Origin of the sequence: Magnetococcus marinus MC-1 (assembly GCF_000014865.1) — a bacterium.
GTDB lineage: Bacteria > Pseudomonadota > Magnetococcia > Magnetococcales > Magnetococcaceae > Magnetococcus > Magnetococcus marinus.
Map to the genome: position 1 here is coordinate 3,957,489 of NC_008576.1, position 17,431 is coordinate 3,974,919.

Consider the following 17,431-nt stretch of genomic DNA (forward strand, 5'->3'; position numbering starts at 1 on the left):
CCTTTTCCGCCGTCACCGCAACGTTACCATTGGTGGATGCCCCAAGCTGCGGTAGAGTTGACTACACACGCTCACCTTGGTCAGGAGCCATTTATGCGCATTTTCCCCCCGTTTATCCTATTTGTTACCCTGCTCTTGGGGGGATGCGGACCACGCTTGCACACCCAGTTTTTGGTCGCGGCGGAGAATCCCCGTGTCTACCAGCACCAGAACATCGCCCTGCTCGACTACAGTGGCACCGCCAGCCACCGCGTCACCCGCCAAGTGGAACAGACCCTTAGCGCCATTGAGGTACGCGGCGTGCCCTATTTTGAACTACACCGAGCAGAGCGTGCCGAGGACGCCCAGCAGGCGCGCCAGCGCGGTCAACGGTTGGGGGTGGATGCGGTACATTTTGGCAGGGTACTGCACTATGGCTGGCACGATGAGCCCCTGAGCATGAGCCGTGAACAGTGGTGTAAACGCCCCTATCGGGGCGTCAAACGCAACAAGGATCAGCTTCAAGCCTGTCTTTATGGCGAGGAGAGACCCAGTAACCACCCCTTTCATCCTCATGAGGAGCAGGTCGAGGTGGTGATAGAAGAGAGCAACTCTGGACACGGCAAAGCCCACAAAAGTGTGCGTAAGATCACCACACGCCGCACTAAGGAGCGGGTGACAACCCCGGTCATCTGCCGCAAACGCACCGCCCGCGTGGAGATTTTACCCCAGGTGGTGGAGGTGGCCAGCGGCCAACTGATCTACAGCAAAAAACAGCAGGCCAAACGCTGGGCACTCACCTGCCCCGGCGATCAGGCCAAGGGATCCACCGCCGCTGAAACTCTATTGGCCCAAGCCTTGAGCCAGAGCCTAACCGCCTATCGCCAGGATATTGCCCCCTACCTGCGGGCAGTCACCATTCCCCTATTGGAAGAGACCCAAGGGCTTTCCCCGAGGGCAACCCAAAATTTGCTCCAAGGGGTCGCCTTTGCCCGGGATAACCGCATGCCCCGCGCCTGTAGCCTCTGGCAGCAGAGTCTGGAGCAAAGCCCTAGCCCCAATGCGGCGCTGCTCTATAATCTGGGGGTGTGTCAAGAGGTGGCAGGGGATCTTGCCGCCGCAGACCAGCTCTATCAACAGGCTGAGGCCCTGTTAAGCCAGCCCAATGATGCCATAAGCCGCGCCATCGCGCGGGTTAATGGCGGCCTGCAACGCTACTAAAGCACGGCTGCCCGAGCCTGTTGCAGGGCCTGCCACAGGCTACTTCTTGGCAGGCCACGGGTTATAAACACCAGTCGGCTGCGCTGGTCTGAAGTGGGCCATTGGGACCACGGCTGAGGCGGGTAAAGGGTGTGGCGGACCCCCTGAATAAGCCAGGGGCCGCGCTGCCCAAGCAGGCACACCAAGCCCTTGACCCGCAGCAGCTCCGGCCCCTGCGCCAGGGCGCTCAACCACGCCTCAAGCACCGCCCTGGGCAGTGCCTCATCCAGCACCAGCGCATGAGCCTCTATATCACCGTGCGGCGGTGGGGCTGGTGTGGCCTCTTCACCCTGCCACATCACAGCATCCCACACCGCGCCGCTCGGGTGGCGCTCCACCGCGCCGGCATACTGCAACCAAGTGTGCGCCGCCATCATCCCATGCTCAAGCCGATGCTGCGCTGCGGTGGCATTAAGGACGCTCAATCGCGCCGTTAGCCGCTCTAAAGCCGCTCCGCTGCACAAATCGCTCTTGCTGATGAACAGACCATCGGCCACCGCTACCTGCCGCTGATTCTCGGCATGCTCGGCCAAGCTCGCTTCGCCATACTGAGCATCCACAACCGTCACCACCCCCGCCAAATGGTAGTGGCGTTGGAGCGTTGCCTCACCCAGTAGCGTTTGCAAAATCGGCACGGGATCGGCCAACCCTGTGGTTTCAATCACCACCCGTTTAAACCACGGTTGGCCACCCCGAGCATAGCGCCAGATCGCCTCACGTAGGGTTTTAAGCAGATCCCCGCGCATGCTACAACAAAGGCAGCCACTGGGCATGAGCAGCGCCGCCTGCTCGGTGGCCTCGGCCACCAGCTCATGGTCAAGACCAATGGCACCAAACTCATTGATCACCACCAGGGTATCGCGCAGCTCCGGCTGGCGCAGCACATGGTTAAGCAGGGTGGTTTTGCCACTGCCCAAAAAGCCCGTCAACAGCGTGACCGGCAAAGTGGTGTTAGGCCCCACGGAGATCCCCCCCCCGACGCAACAGCCACCAACCCACCGGCAGCGAGAGCAGAAACAGCCCCAACCCCACCACCACAATGGAGGGTCCCGAGGGGGTATCCCAGTTAAGCGAGCCCCATAAACCGCCGCTCACCGCCAACACCCCCACCACCACCGCCCACCCGGCCATCTGCTCGGGGGAGCGGCTCAGGTTGCGGGCGGCGGCGGCAGGCACAATCAACAGCGAGGTAATCAATAAAATCCCTACAATCTTCATAGCCACCGCAATCACCACCGCAATGAGCAACATAAAGATCAGACGTATCTGGGTAACCGGCACCCCCTCGGCCCGCGCCAACCCTTCGTGCAGGGTAAGCGCCAGCAGCGGATTCCATATGCGCCACAACAGCAGCAACACCAGCGCCCCACCCCCGTAAATCCAGCCCAGATCCTGCCAGGAGACCGCCAGAATATCCCCAAACAGATAGGCCATCAGATCCACCCGCAAGCCAGACATAAAGCTCAACCCCACCAAGCCCAGCGACAAGGCACTGTGGGAAAGAATGCCCAGCAAGGTATCCCCAGAGACCCGCGAATTACTCTGCAACATGAGCAATATCAAGGCGATTGCAATACAGACCAGCACCACTGCTAGGGTCAAATTAAGCGCCATGATCAACCCCAGCGCCACCCCCAACAGCGCCCCATGGGCCATGGTATCCCCAAAGTAGGCCATACGCCGCCACACCACAAAACAGCCTAAAGGACCACTCACCAACGCCACGCCCACCCCCGCCACCCAGGCCAGCAGCATAAAATCGTTCCACATTAGGCTTGCTCCTGCGGGTCTATCGCGACGTCCACCGGCATGTGGTGTGTACAACTGTGGTGATGGTGTTGGTAAAGCGCTAGGGTCTGTAGTGCCTGATCCCCAAACAGACGGGCAAATTCAGGATGCCCACTCACATGGTCAGGGGTACCGGTACAACAGATATGCCGGTTAAGACAGACCACCCGATCGGTATCCCGCATCACCATGTGCAGATCGTGGGAGACCAACAATACCCCACAGCCATGACGCTTGCGCAAGGCACCAATCAACTGATAAAGGGCCACCTCGCCGCTATAGTCCACCCCCTGCACCGGCTCATCCAGCACCAATAGTTGGGGATTGCGCAACATGGCACGTGCCAACAACACCCGCTGGAACTCCCCCCCAGATAAGCCTTGCAGCGGTGCGTGTAACACATGGGCAACCCCGGTCTCCTCCAGCACCGCCAGCATGGCCGTCTCATCCACCTCCTTAGCCAGCCGCAACATGCGCTGCACGGTCATGGGCAAAATGGCGTCAACCGGCATCCGTTGCGGCACATAACCGACGCATAGATTGGCTTTTCGGATGACTTGCCCTTCGCTGTAGGGCTCCACCCCCAGCAGCACCTTGAGCAACGTGCTTTTACCCGCACCATTGGGGCCGATGATGGTCACCACCTCGCCAGCCCCGATGGAGAGATCAATTCCCTCCAACACCCGCCGCCCACCACGGTCAGCACACAGGTTGCGGGCGGTGAGCAACACCTCGCTACAATGGGTTAAGCTTGTGTCTGACATACGCGACACACCCCTTCAATCTCCACCACCGTAGTGGCGGGGGTAAAACCGATCTGATCGGCCAATTGTGGGATTAAGGAGGCCATCTGCGTCGAACAGGTCTCGGCCACCACACCGCAGTTTCGGCAGATCCAAACCTGTACGGGCTGCACATGCCCCCCTTGCCGATAACAGACAAAATAGGCATTGCGCGACTCGATACGGTGTACCAACGCCTGTTCCATCAAAAACTCCAAGGTGCGATAGACGGTGATGGGCGCTGGTTTGCGCGATCCACCCATTACCATCTCTTGCAAAATTTCATAAGCAGTCATCGCCTTGTGGCTGGCCGCGAGCAGGGTCAACACCTCTCGCCGCAATGGGGTTAAGCGGGCTTGATTGCTTGCACACTGCAACTCGGCCCGTGCTACCAGCGTGTTTACACACGCACCATGATCGTGATCCCCAGGGGGGAAATGTGTCGCCATCCGCCGCATCCTTAATCAACTCACCCAGCGCTCCGCAGACCATCTTACCGCTTGACCTTGCCACTATAGCACGCTACCCTCAGCCAAGCAAAACGTTATACTATAACATTTAGGAGCCCGCTCATGCCTCGATCCCGTGTCCTATCCCTTCTTACTCTACTCACCCTGCTCATGTTTACCCCCAACAGTTGGGCGGCCCCCCGTGTGGTGGTAAGCATACTGCCCCTACATGCCTTGGTTGCCGAGGTCATGCAGGGGGTTGCCCAACCCCAACTGCTGCTGGATGGTGGCAGCTCCCCCCACAGCTACGCCCTGCGCCCCTCCCAGGCGCGGCAATTAAGCCAAGCGGAGTTGGTGGTTTGGATGGGTGCTGGCTTGGAGAGCTTTCTGGTTAAACCCCTACAAACCTTGGGCAAGCAGACCACCCTTCTGACCCTGCACCAAGTGCCAGGGCTAGCCTTGTTGGAAAACCGCCAACCCCTGCATTGGCTGGAGCAGAGCGCCGTCCATGACCACGATGCCCACCAGGATCATGCGGCGGATACCGACCATGACCTTGATGCCCACCAGGATCATGCGGCGGATACCGACCATGACCACGATGCCCACCAGGATCATGCGGCGGATACCGACCATGACCACGATGCCCACCAGGATCATACTGCGGATACCGTCCATGACCATGATGCCCACCAGGATCATACTGGCCATGACCACGGCAAACTAGATCTGCACCTGTGGCTGGATCCCCAACAGGCGATCCTCATGGTCCACGCCGTTGCAAAACAGCTCTCTCAACTGGATGCCGCCAACGCCACACGCTACCAACAAAACGCCCAGCATCTGGTGGAGCGGCTTGAGCAACTGACCCTTCGGCTCGCCACCCAGCTCGAACCGGTGCGGCAGCGCCCTTATCTGGTGTTTCACGATGCCTACCACTATTTTGAGCGCCGTTTTGGTCTCGCCACCACAGCGGCCCTCACCCTCAACCCAGAAAGTCGGCCCAGTGCCAAGGCGATGCAGCAGGTCCGCCAACTCATCCAGCGGCAAGGTGCGGTATGTCTCTTTTCTGAGCCCCAATTTGAGCCCGCCATGGTACAAGCCATCGCCCGGGATACCGGCCTACGCACCGCAGAACTGGACCCGCTGGGCAGTCAGCTGCAACCGGGAATCGGCGCCTATTTTACCCTGCTCACAAACCTGGCAAACGCCCTAAGCAACTGTTTAACAACACCCTAAAACCAACTCACTTGTTGCAATTGGGTTACAGAAGTTACATCAAAAAATGCAACAATTAGAACATGGTCATGCTCTAATAGACATAAGAGCCATAAGAGGGGGCAAATACCGTCTTACTATCTGAAGGAGTTTGCCATGTTAAACATCATTCTGGAAACCTTACTCTACCTGCTCCCCATGTTGGGCGTGCTCTACCTTGGCCGCTGGTTATGGAACATGTTGCTGGAGCATATCGAGACCCTGCCGCGTCAAAACCGCTTGCAGTGGTAAAACCATAGAGAGCACGTCAGCAACCAAACTGACTGTTTTTTACACCTTTGCCCTGGAGGGCGCCACCGTTCCCCGCAAGGATCACCAATGGGGGGCTTTAGCCAACGGGCTAGCCATTAGGCATGTTAAAAAGAGCGCGGGCCGCTCAGCTCCTGCGCCTTCCCCCTGGTGTTTCACTGGGGGGTTTTTACCCCATCCCCGCATAAAAAAAGCCCTGACCGTTTGATCAGGGCTTTTTTTATGGCCTTAAGCTTAGGCTGGAATCAGGCGTTTAACAGATCCATCAAGCTATCTTTACTCTCTTCATCATTACCCAGGAGCTGACGGAGCAGATCCAGCTTGCTGGTCATACCACTGGTGGAACCCTCATCGTTAGAGCTCTCCCCGATCAACTGGCTGAGCAGATCCATATTGTTGGTACCACCCACCATGCGGTTGGGGGGCGGCGGTGGGGGCGGCATATTGGCCATGCCCTCTTCTAACTCGCTGCTGGTGATCAAACCGTCACCATCGCTGTCCACATCGCTGAACATATCGGCCAAGGGACCTTTGGCTTCGTCACTGCTGATGGCCTCATCTTCATCGGTATCCATCATCGCCATAAGATCCGCCGCCGAAGGAGGCTGCCCCATACCCTGGGCAGCACCCCCCATTTGGCCCTTCATCTGGGCGTGGAAGCTCTCCATCGCCGCCGTTAATTCGTCGCTGGTGAGTTGACCATCCCCATCACTGTCAGAATCGTTAAAATGTTCTGCCATGGGGCCTTTGGCTTCATCCACCCCAATGGTTCCATTACCATCCTGATCCAGCTTGGCCATAAGATCTTCAACACTGGGTTGGCCCTCTTTTCCCCCCATGCGCCCCATGCCACCGGAACGATTATGGCCGTTTGTCTGACTTGTTTGCGATAACATGGAACTCATACCACTGAAAGAAATCATGGTTTTCTCCTCATCCACATCTTGGCAGTTATAAAGAATTGAGATCGCGCGTCCGCAGCAGGTACGGCGTCATGGGAAAGCGATGCAGGGGAGTAAAGGCCATCGGGGTGGGATGGTTATGCTCAACCCTATTACACGCCTCATGCCAATTAAATATTCCTTATTTTTCTTTAGGTTATAAAACACAAGCCACACCAACGGCAGTTTTTGCCCACACCCCCGGCAGGCAATATTTACCGGTAGGAAAACAATAGGATAAAAAAAAGGGCACCGTTTTAAAAACGGCACCCTTTTGTGAAAAAAGCGTACAGACCCAGGCGCTCACCCACACCCATCGGCAGGCGCGCGACCTGAGCATTCCCACCCCTGGGCATTTGCTCCATACACCTTTTTCATCATGCGCAGTCCTGATGGGCTTTGCATAGGCCCGGGTTTACACCCACAGCTTGCCCGCAGTGTAAACAATGCCCATGTAAAGGTGGGTAGGAGAAGTGTAAAGATATGTCGTGAGGCTTTGCCTAATGGGGCAAACCGCCAAAAGATAGCGTTGTACGGACACAGACTTTCCCGAGGGCTGCCCCCCATGAACACGATTTTACTGGTGGATGACGACAAACAACTCTGCGCCATGCTGGCCGAGTATCTTTATGAAGAGGGGTTCTCCTGCGATCTTTGCCACTCGGGCACAGAGGCCCTAAATCGCGCGTTGCAGAGCCCCTATGAGGCGTTGGTGTTGGATGTCATGCTGCCGGGGATCAACGGCTTTGATCTGCTGCGCAAACTGCGCCAACAGACTGAAGTTCCAGTGATCATGCTCACCGCCCGTGGTGAAGAGACCGACAGCATTGTCGGTCTCGAGATCGGTGCCGACGACTATCTCTCCAAACCCTGCAATCCCCGTGTGTTGGCGGCCCGTCTACGGGCCGTACTGCGGCGCACCGGCGGTGAGCGTGCCACCAGCAGCGAACAGCTCAACCAAGGCGCATTAACCCTCTACCCCATGGCGCGTAAGGTGATGCTGGGGGCGGTGGAGATTGAGTTGACCTCGGCAGAGTTTAATATTTTAGAGCAGCTTTTACGGGAGGCCGGTCAGGTGGTGGATAAAGAGCGCCTCTCCCAAAAGGGGCTGGGACGTAAATGGATGCCCTATGACCGCAGTGTGGATATGCACATCAGCAGCCTACGTAAAAAACTGGCCGCTACAGGTGACAGCAGCCCACGCATTCACACCCTACGGGGTTCCGGTTATCTCTATGCCATACCGGTGGAGAAGGGTTAAATGCGTATTTTTCTCAAACTCTTTATCGGCTTTTGGTTAACCCTGCTGGTCATGGGCAGCCTGACGGCGTGGGCCGCATTTCATCTACGCGGGGATTTGGAGGATCGTTTTCATAACCAAATGAATGACCTCGCCAAAGAGCGCATGTCCCTGGGCCATGCCCTGGCCTTTTATGGGGAGCAAGCCCTGCGAGACGCCCTGCGCAACCACCCAGACAACCCCTGGATCTACGTGGTCAAAGAGGAACGACAAGATCTGCTGCAACGCCCCTTGCCCGGCCATGCACAACATTTTCTTCGCCACCGCTGGGCACCAGAGGCCAGCCTGCACATCTACAGCGCCCAGGTAGCCACCCAAGCCACCCCCGAGCAGGAGCTTGCCCATCTACGCGACCACCCCATCCCCCCACCGGTGCTGTGGTATGTGCGCGGGCCAGACAACACCCTATATGGCCTTATGCTAACCCCTAAGAGGCCCCCCTTTATGGGGCTAATCCTTGAGAACCGCTGGGCCTTGGCGGGTATCGTGCTCTACAGCTTGCTGGGGGTGCTGCTGCTTACCCTGCACTTTACCAACCCCATTCGACGGCTCACCAAAGCGTCGCAGCAGCTCTCGTTTGGCGCGCTCAGCACCCGCTGCGCACCGTTGCGCTTGCGTATCCCCGACGAGCTCAGCACCCTGGTGCATAGCTTTAACCATATGGCCCAACGCTTGGAGGAAATTTTTTCTGCGCAAAAACGTCTGATGCGGGATGTCTCCCACGAACTCCGCTCGCCCTTGGCCCGCATGCGGGTGGCACTGGAGCTGGCTACACGGACGCATCCAACGGAATCTCAAGCGCATCTCGCCATGGTTGAACGGGAGATCCATCGCCTAGACCGCTTGATCCATGAGATCCTCACCTTGGCCCATCCCGATGCAGGGCAGCCTGTGGTATTGGAAGGCATGGTGGATCTGCAAGGCATGCTCACCAGCATTGCCGCCGATGTCACCCTGGAAGGCCGCCCCAGCGGACGTCACGTTATCCTGGCCGCCAGTGAAGAGCGGCTGGTCAAAGCCAATCCAGAAGCGCTACACTCAGCCCTGGAAAATGTGGTGCGCAACGCGCTACGCTACACCCCACCCCATAGCACGGTGGATGTCACCCTGACTGAGCAGGCCCAACAGCTGCACATCCAGGTGCGCGATCACGGCCCTGGTGTGGCCGAAGCTGACTTGCTGCGCATTTTTAAACCCTTTTACCGCACCAGTGCTGCACGGGAGCGGGAGAGCGGCGGCTATGGCTTAGGGTTGGCTATTGCGCAGCGGGTGATTAGCGAACACCATGGCACTCTCTGGGCGGCCAATCATAGCGAGGGCGGTTTAGTGGTCCATATCACCCTACCCATCGCGGCACCTGAACCGGAATAACCCTCAACGGGAGCCTTGACCCATGACCCACCAAAAACCCAGCGTTTGGCGCAAACTCCGTGTGATCCCGCCTATTCTTATTGGGATTGTGCTCTTGGTCTGGATGGTCAAAGGCCGCCAGCCCCCCCAACAGCGCGCCAAAGCGGAGCCGGTACAGAGCGTGCGCGTGGTAACCGTGGCCCGCGTCACTCTAATCCCCACCGCCCAGGGTTATGGTGCTGCCCGTCCGGCGCGGGTCTGGCGGGCCATACCCCAGGTCTCCGGGCGCATCGTCGCCCTGCATGAACGCCTGCACAATGGCGAGATTTTGGCCCAGGGCACCGAACTGGTGCGCATTGACCCGGTGGATTATGAGCTCGCCTTGGCACAGGCACAGGCTGAATTGGCTGAGTTACAGGTGCAGGAGAGCAACACCCGCGCCTCCCTACAGATTGAGCAGCGCACCCTGAAGCTGGCCGAGCAGGAGATGGCCCGCAAACAGACGCTGTTAAATCAAAAAACCATCTCCCAAACCAGCCTAGACGAGGCCGAGCGGGCCACCCTGACGGTGCGGGGCTCGGTGCAAAACTTGTTAAATACGCTGGACCTTATCCCCACCCAGCGCAAACTTTTGCAAACCAAGGCCGAGCTGGCCCAGCGCAATCTACAGCACACCATCATTCGTGCCCCCTTTACCCTGCGCGTTGCCGAATTGGCGGTGGAACAAGATCAAATCATCACCACCGGACAGACGCTGTTTGCCGGTGACGGGGTGGAACAGGTGGAGATTGAGGCCCAGGTCGCCCTGTCTAATCTGCGTCGCCTGTTTATTGGCCGCGATGATATTCAAGGCAGCCTTATCCCAGGCGGCAAACTTGACCTACCAACCCTGGCCGAGCTCAAACCCGTGGTTCGCTTAGATTTGGGCAATACCACGGCCCAGTGGCAGGCCCGCTTTGTGCGCTTTAGTGATGGAGTCGACCCAAAAACCCGCACCATGGGCATGGTGGTTGCCGTCGACAACCCCTATCAAAAGGTCATCCCTGGTCACCGCCCACCACTCTCTAAAGGCATGTTTTTACACGTTTCTGTAGAGGGAAAACCGCAGCCAAATCGGGTTGTCTTGCCCCGCTCGGCGCTACGTGGTGAGGTGGTCTATTTGGTGACAGCCGACAATCGTCTACAGCTCCAGCCCGTACAGGTACTGTTTCAACAGGGCAACCTCACCGTCATTGCGCAGGGCCTGCAAGGCGGTGAGCGGGTGGTGGTTTCGGATCTGATACCAGCGGTAGCGGGCATGGCCCTTAACCCGGTGATGGATGAGGCGCTCTCCAAACAGCTACTGGGTGGGGGTGCGCCATGATCGCTTGGTGTGCCCGCCACCCTACGGCGGCCAATCTGTTGATGGCCATTTTTATTATCTTGGGCGTGGTTACCCTGCCAGGGCTGCAACGGGAGACCTTTCCCGAAATCAAGAGCGATAAGGTTGAGGTTAAAATTCTCTACCCCGGTGCCACCGCCGAAGAGGCGGAAGATGCCCTCTGCCGCCGCTTGGAGGATGGGCTGGAGGGCATCACCGATCTGGATGAGCTGCGGTGTGATGCCCGTGAAGGCATGGCGACCCTAACCGCTGTGATGCGCGAGGGGGCCAATATGATGCGCTTTCTCGATGACATCAACGCCGAGGTGGATGCCATTGATGATTTTCCCGACTCTGCCGAACGGCCCGTGATACAAGAGCTGGCACGCACCCAACAGGTTATCTCCATTGCGGTAACCGGACCTGACGACGCCGTCGCGCTGAAAGCCTATGCCGAGCAGCTCAAGGACCGTTTACAAAGCCTTAGCGCTGTCGCCGAAGTAACCATGGATGGCTTTTCGGAGCATCAGATCCGTATTGAGATCCCCGCTTGGCGGTTGCGCCAATATGGCCTTTCCGCAGTGGATATTGCCAACGCCGTGCAGCGCCGCAGTGTCAGCCAGCCGGTGGGCCGTTTAGAGGGGGGCAGCGAGGATCTACTGTTGCGCTTGGATGATCAGCGTAAGGGTGTTGAAGATTTTGAAAATCTGGTGGTGATTTCAGGTCAAAGCGGAGCCTCTCTGCGTTTGGGCGAGATTGCCAAAATCACCGACCGTTTTGATCGGGATGAGGACAAAATTCTCTTCGATGGCAAACGCGCCGCCATACTTAACATCTTTAAAACCCGCGCCCAGGATATTCTCAAGGTGCGCCAAAGCATCGTTGAGTTTGTGCGCCAAGAGCCCACCCCCCAGGGGATCACCCTAACCCTCAGCCAGGATCGTTCCTCGGTGGTGCAGGATCGCCTGAATATGTTGGTAAGCAATGGCATACAGGGGTTGATCTTGGTATTTCTGGTGCTTTGGCTGTTTTTTAGCCTGCGCTACAGTTTTTGGGTCACCATGGGACTACCGGTCTCCTTTTTGGGTGCCTTTTTTCTCTTACCCCTGGTTGGGGTGTCCATCAACATGATCTCCATGGTGGGTCTGCTCATTGGCGTGGGCCTATTGATGGATGATGCCATTGTGATTGCCGAAAACATTGCCGCCCGCATGGACCGGGGCGAATCCCCTCTGCAAGCGGCCATTAAGGGTTCCAAACAGGTTTTTCCGGGGGTTATATCCTCCTTTGCCACCACGATATTGGTATTTGGTTCGCTGGTCTTTATAACCGGTGAGATGGGGCAGATTTTACGGGTCATACCGTTGGTGCTCATCTTGGTGCTGTCGGTCAGTTTATTAGAAGCCTTTATTATTTTGCCTCACCATTTAAGCCATGCACTCGAACACATGGCACAACGCCAGAACCACCCCTGGCGTGACGCTTTTGAACGCCGCTTTGCCCATTTTCGCGATCACCAGTTTGGGCCGCTTTTGGACCGCGCCATCAACGAACGTTACCTGACCATCGGCCTTGTGGGGATGCTGCTGCTGTTTGCCTTGGCGATGCCCGCCGGGGGTCTCTTAAAATTTGTGCCCTTTCCTGACCTGGATGGGGATGTGGTGGAAGCCCGCCTACTGCTGCCCCAGGGTACACCATTAAGCCGCACCGAGTCGTTGGTGGAGCACCTGCAACAGGCCGCACAGCGGGTCAACGCGCGCCTTAAAACCGCACAGCCCGGTGGTGTGGATCTCATTCAACACATTTCGGTCATTTTTGGGCAAAATCCCGATGCCTACGAGAGCGGCCCCCATGTGGCGCGGGTCATTACCGATCTGCTGGGGGCAGAGATTCGGAACACCAACCTGGACCAGTTTACCAGCGCATGGCGGCAAGAGGTGGGGGAGCTGGCTGATGTCATCGCCCTTAAATTTACCGAACCCACTCTCGGCCCTGGCGGGCGGGCCATTGATATGCGCCTACGGGGTCCCGATTTGAACCAGCTTAAACAGGCTTCCACAGAGCTCCAGCAGTGGTTGGGCGGTTATGCGGGGGTGTTGGATCTAAGCGACGATCTACGCCCTGGCAAGCGGGAGTTCCGTCTACACCTTAAACCCGCTGCGGGGGTGCTGGGGCTGGACGCCCGCGCGGTGGCCGAACAGCTACGGGGGGCTTTTCAGGGCATAACGGTGGATGAATTTCCCGCTGATGCGGAGCGGTATGTCGTGGATCTACGCCTCAGCGCAGCAGACCGAGACAGCGCCGAAGATCTGGACGATTTTACCCTGGTCGGGAGCAATGGCGTGTTAATCCCCCTCTCCGTGGTGGTGGATCTGCAACCGGTGCGGGGCTGGGCACGCATTCACCGGGTGGATGGTGAGCGTGCCGTTACCATCCAGGGGGATGTCGACCGTCGCTTTGCCAATGCGCAGGAGCTGATGAGCTTGGCAAAGGCAGGTTTTATTCCCAAACTATTGGCCGATTATCCCGGCATTACCTTTGATCCCCAAGGACAGGGCAAGGAGTCTGCTAAGACCGGCCAATCCATCATGCGCAATGTGTTATTAGGCATGATTGGGGTCTATATGTTGCTCGCCTTGCAGTTCCGCGGTTATATGGCTCCGCTCACCGTGATGCTGGTTATACCCACCGCCTTTATTGGGGTTGTTTTTGGCCATCTGGTGATGGGACTGGATCTTACCATGCCCAGCATTGTGGGCATGGCCTCACTGTTTGGGGTGGTGGTCAATGACTCTATCTTGATGGTGGTTTTTATTCGAGAGCAGAGGGCGGCAGGCATACCGACGATGGTGGCCGCAAAAGAGGCTGGACGGGCGCGTTTGCGCCCCATTTTACTAACCTCCATCACCACCGTAGCCGGTTTAATGCCGCTGCTGTTAGAGCGCAGCTTACAGGCGCAAATTTTAATCCCACTGGCCACCAGTTTGGCTTTTGGGCTTGCCGTTGCAACCCTAGGGGCACTCTTTGTGGTGCCCTCGGTCTACTGCATTTTGGACGATCACGGCAAGCTAGAACGGTTGCATGGTGAACAGGATGCGTAACTGACGGACAAAGGTTGGGGCCGCTTGAGAAAACAGAGGCAGGGGGCTATGGGGCAAGCGAGCGGTGGGCCCGCTCGGTGCCCCCCCTATCCACTTATCCAAACCGCGCACCTGACAGCCGAGCAGCCCCTTGCCAAGCCTAACACCATCTCCTATGCTGAACCCCTTTCAACCCCACCGGAAAGCCCACCACCATGATCTATGTTGCCCTCATCATCATTGGTTATCTGCTCTTCTGGGCCGGTCAGGTGATCTTTATGCTCTACACCATCGCTGCGCTGGCATTGGTGCTCTACCTATGGTGGAAAGCCCGCCAACGCTGGAAAGCGGCGCAGAGAAATCTCCGCCGCTAAACTAGGCCAAAACCTCGGCCAAAACCTCTAATAACTTGCTCTTGCGGATGGGTTTGGTCAGGTGGATATCACAGCCTGCTTCTAAAATCTGCTGCGACTCTTCACTCAAAGCGTGGGCGGTTAATGCGATAATGGGCGTGCGTCCACTACCCTTTTGCTGCTCCCATTGGCGAATCTGGCGGGTTGCCTCGTAGCCATCCATAAGGGGCATTTGAATATCCATTAACACCAACGCGAAGGGCTGCTGTTTAAAGGCATTGACGGCCTCAAGCCCATTTTCTGCCATCACCAGCGTATAACGGGTTTTCTTTAAAAAAACGTTGACCAGCATACGATTATCTTCGGCATCATCCACCACCAAAATGGGATCATTATGGTGTGCGGCACTCTCTAAGCGTAATGCACTGGCTACATCGGCCAAGGTGCGCGGCGTACCCACAACCGACTCGGCACCCGGCGGGGCCGCAGGCAGCTCCAACTCAAAATGAAAACAGCTCCCTTCCCCCAGGGTGCTTTCTAACTGCATTTCACCCCCCATCAATGCCACTAACCGCATGCAGATGGTCAAGCCCAACCCCGTACCCCCATGCTCACGGGTTATGGAGGAGTCTGCCTGAGTAAAGGGCTTAAAGATATTGCGCTGCTGTTCCACGGACACCCCAATACCGGTATCACGGATCACAAAGGATAGCCGCCCATCCGCGAGGGGATTTAGTTCAACCGACACATGCCCCTGTTTGGTAAACTTAACCGCGTTGCCCACCAGGTTCATCATGATCTGCCGCAAGCGGATGGGGTCACCCACCACATAGCGGGGCAGTGTAGGGGCGATGTGATGCTTTAACGCTAAACCCTTACTTTGCGCCTCATACCCAAACAGGCTACAGACATCCCCTACCAGCTGCACCAGATCAAACACCACATGCTCTAGGGTTAAGCGCTCGGCCTCAATCTTGGAAAGATCCAAAATATCGTTGATCAACGACAGCAAACTCTCACCAGAACGGTTTAAGGTCTCCACACACCAATGCTGTCGGCTGGTCAGGTCACTCTCCCGTAGCAGCTCTGCCATACCCAAAATGGCATTCATGGGGGTACGAATTTCATGGCTCATCACCGCCAAAAAGGTGCTCTTGGCCCGGTTGGCCGCTTCGGCCTGCTCCTTCTGTTCCTGTAGGGCCAACTCCATGCGCTTACGTGCCGTGATATCCTGCACCAGCGTTAAAAAATGGCCTATCTCCCCCCCCTCCTTGCGCAAACATCCCGCCGATATGCTGGCATAGATGAACGCGCCATCCTGACGGATAAAGCGCTTTTCCAGCGCGTAGCCCTCACTGAGTCCCTTGCGTAGCCGCTCAATGGCCACCTCATCGGCCTGTCGATCTTGTGGGTGGGTGATCTCCGCCCAACTTTTCTGGCGCAACGCCATTTCGGGATAACCCAAAATTTCGCACAACCGCTGGTTGATCTGCACCCAGCCATGTTGGGCGGTGGTGGTGGCCATACCGATCAATCCCAGCTCAAAATAGCCCCGCATCATGGATTCACTTTGGCGCAGCTGCTCCAGTGCTTTTTTCTGGGTATCAATGTTTTGCACTTGGGCAATCAAGTAGCTGGCTTGGCCCAGTTCATCTTTGACGGTGGTGGCGCTGAGCAACCCCCATACAGGATGGCCGTCGCGATGCAGATAACGTTTTTCCATCTCAAAAGCGCTAACCTGGCCGCTCCGTAATTGCTCAAACTGTACAAGGTCCCGTTCCAGATCATCGGGGTAGGTGATCTGGGGAAAATTCATTTTCAACAACTCACCACGGGAATAGCCCAACATATGGCAAAAGGCGTGGTTGGCGTCTATAAAGTGGCGATCTAGGCTGGCCATCACCATACCCACCACCGACTGTTCAAAATAGGCGCGAAACCGCGTCTCGCTCTCACGCAAGCGCCGCGCTTGCTCTTTGAGTGCGGTGATATCGGCATGGGTGCCCACCATACGTATGGCGCGGCCTGTGGCGTCCCGCAAGACAAACGCCCGCGAAAGTACGGCGATGGTGTGTCCATCCTTATGGCGCATGCGATATTCAGAGTGATAGTGCTGCTGGTCGCCGGACAAAAACCGCCCCAACGCCTGCTCTACCCGTGGCTGATCGTCGGGGTGAATATGGGCCTGCCAGTGGCGCATATCGGCATCTTGCGGTGCTCCTTGGTAGCCGAGCATCTCCAACCAACGGGGCGAAAAGGTCACCCTATCGGTGGGTATATCCCAATCCCACAACCCATCATTGCTGCCCCGCATCGCCAGAGCAAAGCGCTCTTCACTGCGCTGCAACCGCTGTTCGGCCTGCTGCTGGGCCGCGATGCTGCGCTGTAACTCCCGATTATAGCGGGCTATGGCAAACACACGGTAGAGCCCCCCAACCACCAACACGGCCACCAACAGCGCCGACATGATCCAAAAAACCTGCTCCACACTCCAAAAGGGGGCGGCGGTACCATACCAGCGGGCATAGATTTCACCATACCTCGCAGACCGTGTAAGATGCTGAATAATAGGATCTATACGCTGCAACAAAGCACGGTTCTGCGTGGATAGCAGATAACCCCGCTTTAAATCCATCAGCGGCTCACCCACCACCTTAATCATCTCTTGAGGAGCAATCTTCCGGGCTTTTTTCTCCATCACCGGGCGGGAAGTCACAAAGGCATCCAGTTCCCCCGCCAAAAGTTGAAAAAAGGCTTCATCAATACTCTGATAGAGCTTTAAGCGCATATTGGGTATTTGGCTGAGCCGGGTATGGGCCGCGCTTTGGGCGATCACCCCCACGCTATAGCCGGGCAGGTCCTGCAAACCCTGGATACTGCGGTTCTGTTTACGCACAAAGCAGGAGACCGGTACGCTCTCCATAGGGTGGGAAAAAAGAAACTCGGCGCGTCGCACCTCAGTGATACCGATTCCTGGTACAAAATCAGCTTCGCCTTGACGCACCAACTGCATCGCTTGACCCCAATTTTGAACCACTTTATAGGTGATCTTTAACTGGGCCTGCTGAGCAACCTGCTGCAACAGATCAATGGCCAATCCTTGGGGCTTTCCGTGGGTATCTAAGCTGTAGAGGGGGGGAAAATCCTGCAACACCGCAACCGTAACCGGCCAAGGACGCTCCCCTTGTTGGGCATCTGCCACCACCGGCAGCAGCACCAGCACCAGCAGCCATTTGACCAATCGACTCATGATCCACCTTTT

At 57.1% G+C, this 17,431-nt stretch carries 14 protein-coding genes; 8 read left to right on the forward strand and 6 right to left on the reverse strand.

The features are described 5' to 3' along the window. The first annotated feature begins 93 nt into the window (after positions 1-93). On the forward strand, positions 94-1,200 hold the full coding sequence (locus tag MMC1_RS16280; RefSeq protein WP_011714731.1) for a tetratricopeptide repeat protein: 1,107 nt from the start codon (positions 94-96) through the stop codon (positions 1,198-1,200). Here MMC1_RS16280 and MMC1_RS16285 read toward each other — a convergent pair. The 4 genes from MMC1_RS16285 to MMC1_RS16300 are packed head-to-tail and all read right to left on the reverse strand — an operon-like array spanning position 1,197 to position 4,258. Beyond that, positions 1,197-2,201, reverse strand: coding sequence for a CobW family GTP-binding protein (locus MMC1_RS16285; RefSeq protein WP_011714732.1), 1,005 nt, complete (start codon positions 2,199-2,201; stop codon positions 1,197-1,199). The genes MMC1_RS16280 and MMC1_RS16285 overlap by 4 nt on opposite strands. After that, positions 2,191-3,009, reverse strand: a complete 819-nt coding sequence (locus tag MMC1_RS16290) for an iron chelate uptake ABC transporter family permease subunit (RefSeq protein ID WP_011714733.1) — start codon at positions 3,007-3,009, stop codon at positions 2,191-2,193. The genes MMC1_RS16285 and MMC1_RS16290 overlap by 11 nt, the downstream gene beginning before the upstream one ends. Then, the gene (locus MMC1_RS16295; RefSeq protein WP_011714734.1) at positions 3,009-3,791 is read right to left on the reverse strand and encodes an ATP-binding cassette domain-containing protein; all 783 of its coding nucleotides are present in this window, start codon (positions 3,789-3,791) and stop codon (positions 3,009-3,011) included. The genes MMC1_RS16290 and MMC1_RS16295 overlap by 1 nt, the downstream gene beginning before the upstream one ends. Beyond that, positions 3,773-4,258, reverse strand: a complete 486-nt coding sequence (locus tag MMC1_RS16300) for a transcriptional repressor (protein WP_049757712.1) — start codon at positions 4,256-4,258, stop codon at positions 3,773-3,775. The genes MMC1_RS16295 and MMC1_RS16300 overlap by 19 nt, the downstream gene beginning before the upstream one ends. Before the next feature lie 123 nt (positions 4,259-4,381). Here MMC1_RS16300 and MMC1_RS16305 point away from each other — a divergent pair, with 123 nt between their 5' ends. Together MMC1_RS16305 and MMC1_RS22420 are read left to right on the forward strand one after the other, a co-directional pair. Beyond that, complete coding sequence (locus MMC1_RS16305) at positions 4,382-5,497, forward strand: zinc ABC transporter substrate-binding protein (RefSeq protein ID WP_011714736.1); 1,116 nt, start codon at positions 4,382-4,384, stop codon at positions 5,495-5,497. 135 nt (positions 5,498-5,632) lie between these two features. Continuing rightward, complete coding sequence (locus MMC1_RS22420) at positions 5,633-5,767, forward strand: hypothetical protein (RefSeq protein ID WP_265101281.1); 135 nt, start codon at positions 5,633-5,635, stop codon at positions 5,765-5,767. A gap of 263 nt (positions 5,768-6,030) precedes the next feature. Here MMC1_RS22420 and MMC1_RS16310 read toward each other — a convergent pair whose 3' ends face one another. Next, entirely contained in the window at positions 6,031-6,681 is a 651-nt protein-coding gene (locus MMC1_RS16310; protein WP_160162728.1) for an EF-hand domain-containing protein, read from the reverse strand. Positions 6,682-7,291: 610 nt separating this feature from the next. Between MMC1_RS16310 and MMC1_RS16315 the strand changes: the two genes are divergently transcribed. From MMC1_RS16315 to MMC1_RS21985, 5 genes are all read left to right on the forward strand, one after another. Next, a complete protein-coding gene (locus MMC1_RS16315; protein WP_011714738.1) occupies positions 7,292-7,987 on the forward strand; it encodes a response regulator transcription factor in 696 nt (231 codons plus the stop codon). Then, positions 7,988-9,397 (forward strand): sensor histidine kinase, encoded by a 1,410-nt coding sequence (locus MMC1_RS20530; protein ID WP_011714739.1) that lies wholly within the window; start codon positions 7,988-7,990, stop codon positions 9,395-9,397. It abuts the gene before it with no gap. A gap of 22 nt (positions 9,398-9,419) precedes the next feature. Further along, the gene (locus tag MMC1_RS16325; RefSeq protein ID WP_011714740.1) at positions 9,420-10,739 is read left to right on the forward strand and encodes an efflux RND transporter periplasmic adaptor subunit; all 1,320 of its coding nucleotides are present in this window, start codon (positions 9,420-9,422) and stop codon (positions 10,737-10,739) included. Continuing rightward, complete coding sequence (locus MMC1_RS16330; RefSeq protein ID WP_011714741.1) at positions 10,736-13,837, forward strand: efflux RND transporter permease subunit; 3,102 nt, start codon at positions 10,736-10,738, stop codon at positions 13,835-13,837. Before MMC1_RS16325 ends, MMC1_RS16330 begins: the two co-directional genes overlap by 4 nt. A 194-nt stretch (positions 13,838-14,031) precedes the next feature. Further along, entirely contained in the window at positions 14,032-14,190 is a 159-nt protein-coding gene (locus MMC1_RS21985) for a hypothetical protein (protein ID WP_160162729.1), read from the forward strand. 1 nt (position 14,191) lies between these two features. On the opposite strand, the gene MMC1_RS16335 is transcribed toward MMC1_RS21985, so the two are convergent. After that, on the reverse strand, positions 14,192-17,419 hold the full coding sequence (locus tag MMC1_RS16335; RefSeq protein ID WP_011714742.1) for a PAS domain S-box protein: 3,228 nt from the start codon (positions 17,417-17,419) through the stop codon (positions 14,192-14,194). Positions 17,420-17,431 lie beyond the last annotated feature (12 nt).

Excerpts from the sequence above, each read along its gene's own strand:
- MMC1_RS16280 (WP_011714731.1), top strand. The coding sequence starts at position 94 with ATGCGCATTTTCCCCCCGTTTATCCTATTTGTTACCCTGCTCTTGGGG.
- MMC1_RS16290 (WP_011714733.1), bottom strand. The coding sequence starts at position 3,009 with ATGTGGAACGATTTTATGCTGCTGGCCTGGGTGGCGGGGGTGGGCGTG.
- MMC1_RS16295 (WP_011714734.1), bottom strand. The coding sequence starts at position 3,791 with ATGTCAGACACAAGCTTAACCCATTGTAGCGAGGTGTTGCTCACCGCC.
- MMC1_RS16300 (WP_049757712.1), bottom strand. The coding sequence starts at position 4,258 with ATGGCGACACATTTCCCCCCTGGGGATCACGATCATGGTGCGTGTGTA.
- MMC1_RS16305 (WP_011714736.1), top strand. The coding sequence starts at position 4,382 with ATGCCTCGATCCCGTGTCCTATCCCTTCTTACTCTACTCACCCTGCTC.
- MMC1_RS22420 (WP_265101281.1), top strand. The coding sequence starts at position 5,633 with ATGTTAAACATCATTCTGGAAACCTTACTCTACCTGCTCCCCATGTTG.
- MMC1_RS16310 (WP_160162728.1), bottom strand. The coding sequence starts at position 6,681 with ATGTTATCGCAAACAAGTCAGACAAACGGCCATAATCGTTCCGGTGGC.
- MMC1_RS16315 (WP_011714738.1), top strand. The coding sequence starts at position 7,292 with ATGAACACGATTTTACTGGTGGATGACGACAAACAACTCTGCGCCATG.
- MMC1_RS20530 (WP_011714739.1), top strand. The coding sequence starts at position 7,988 with ATGCGTATTTTTCTCAAACTCTTTATCGGCTTTTGGTTAACCCTGCTG.
- MMC1_RS16325 (WP_011714740.1), top strand. The coding sequence starts at position 9,420 with ATGACCCACCAAAAACCCAGCGTTTGGCGCAAACTCCGTGTGATCCCG.
- MMC1_RS16330 (WP_011714741.1), top strand. The coding sequence starts at position 10,736 with ATGATCGCTTGGTGTGCCCGCCACCCTACGGCGGCCAATCTGTTGATG.
- MMC1_RS21985 (WP_160162729.1), top strand. The coding sequence starts at position 14,032 with ATGATCTATGTTGCCCTCATCATCATTGGTTATCTGCTCTTCTGGGCC.
- MMC1_RS16335 (WP_011714742.1), bottom strand. The coding sequence starts at position 17,419 with ATGAGTCGATTGGTCAAATGGCTGCTGGTGCTGGTGCTGCTGCCGGTG.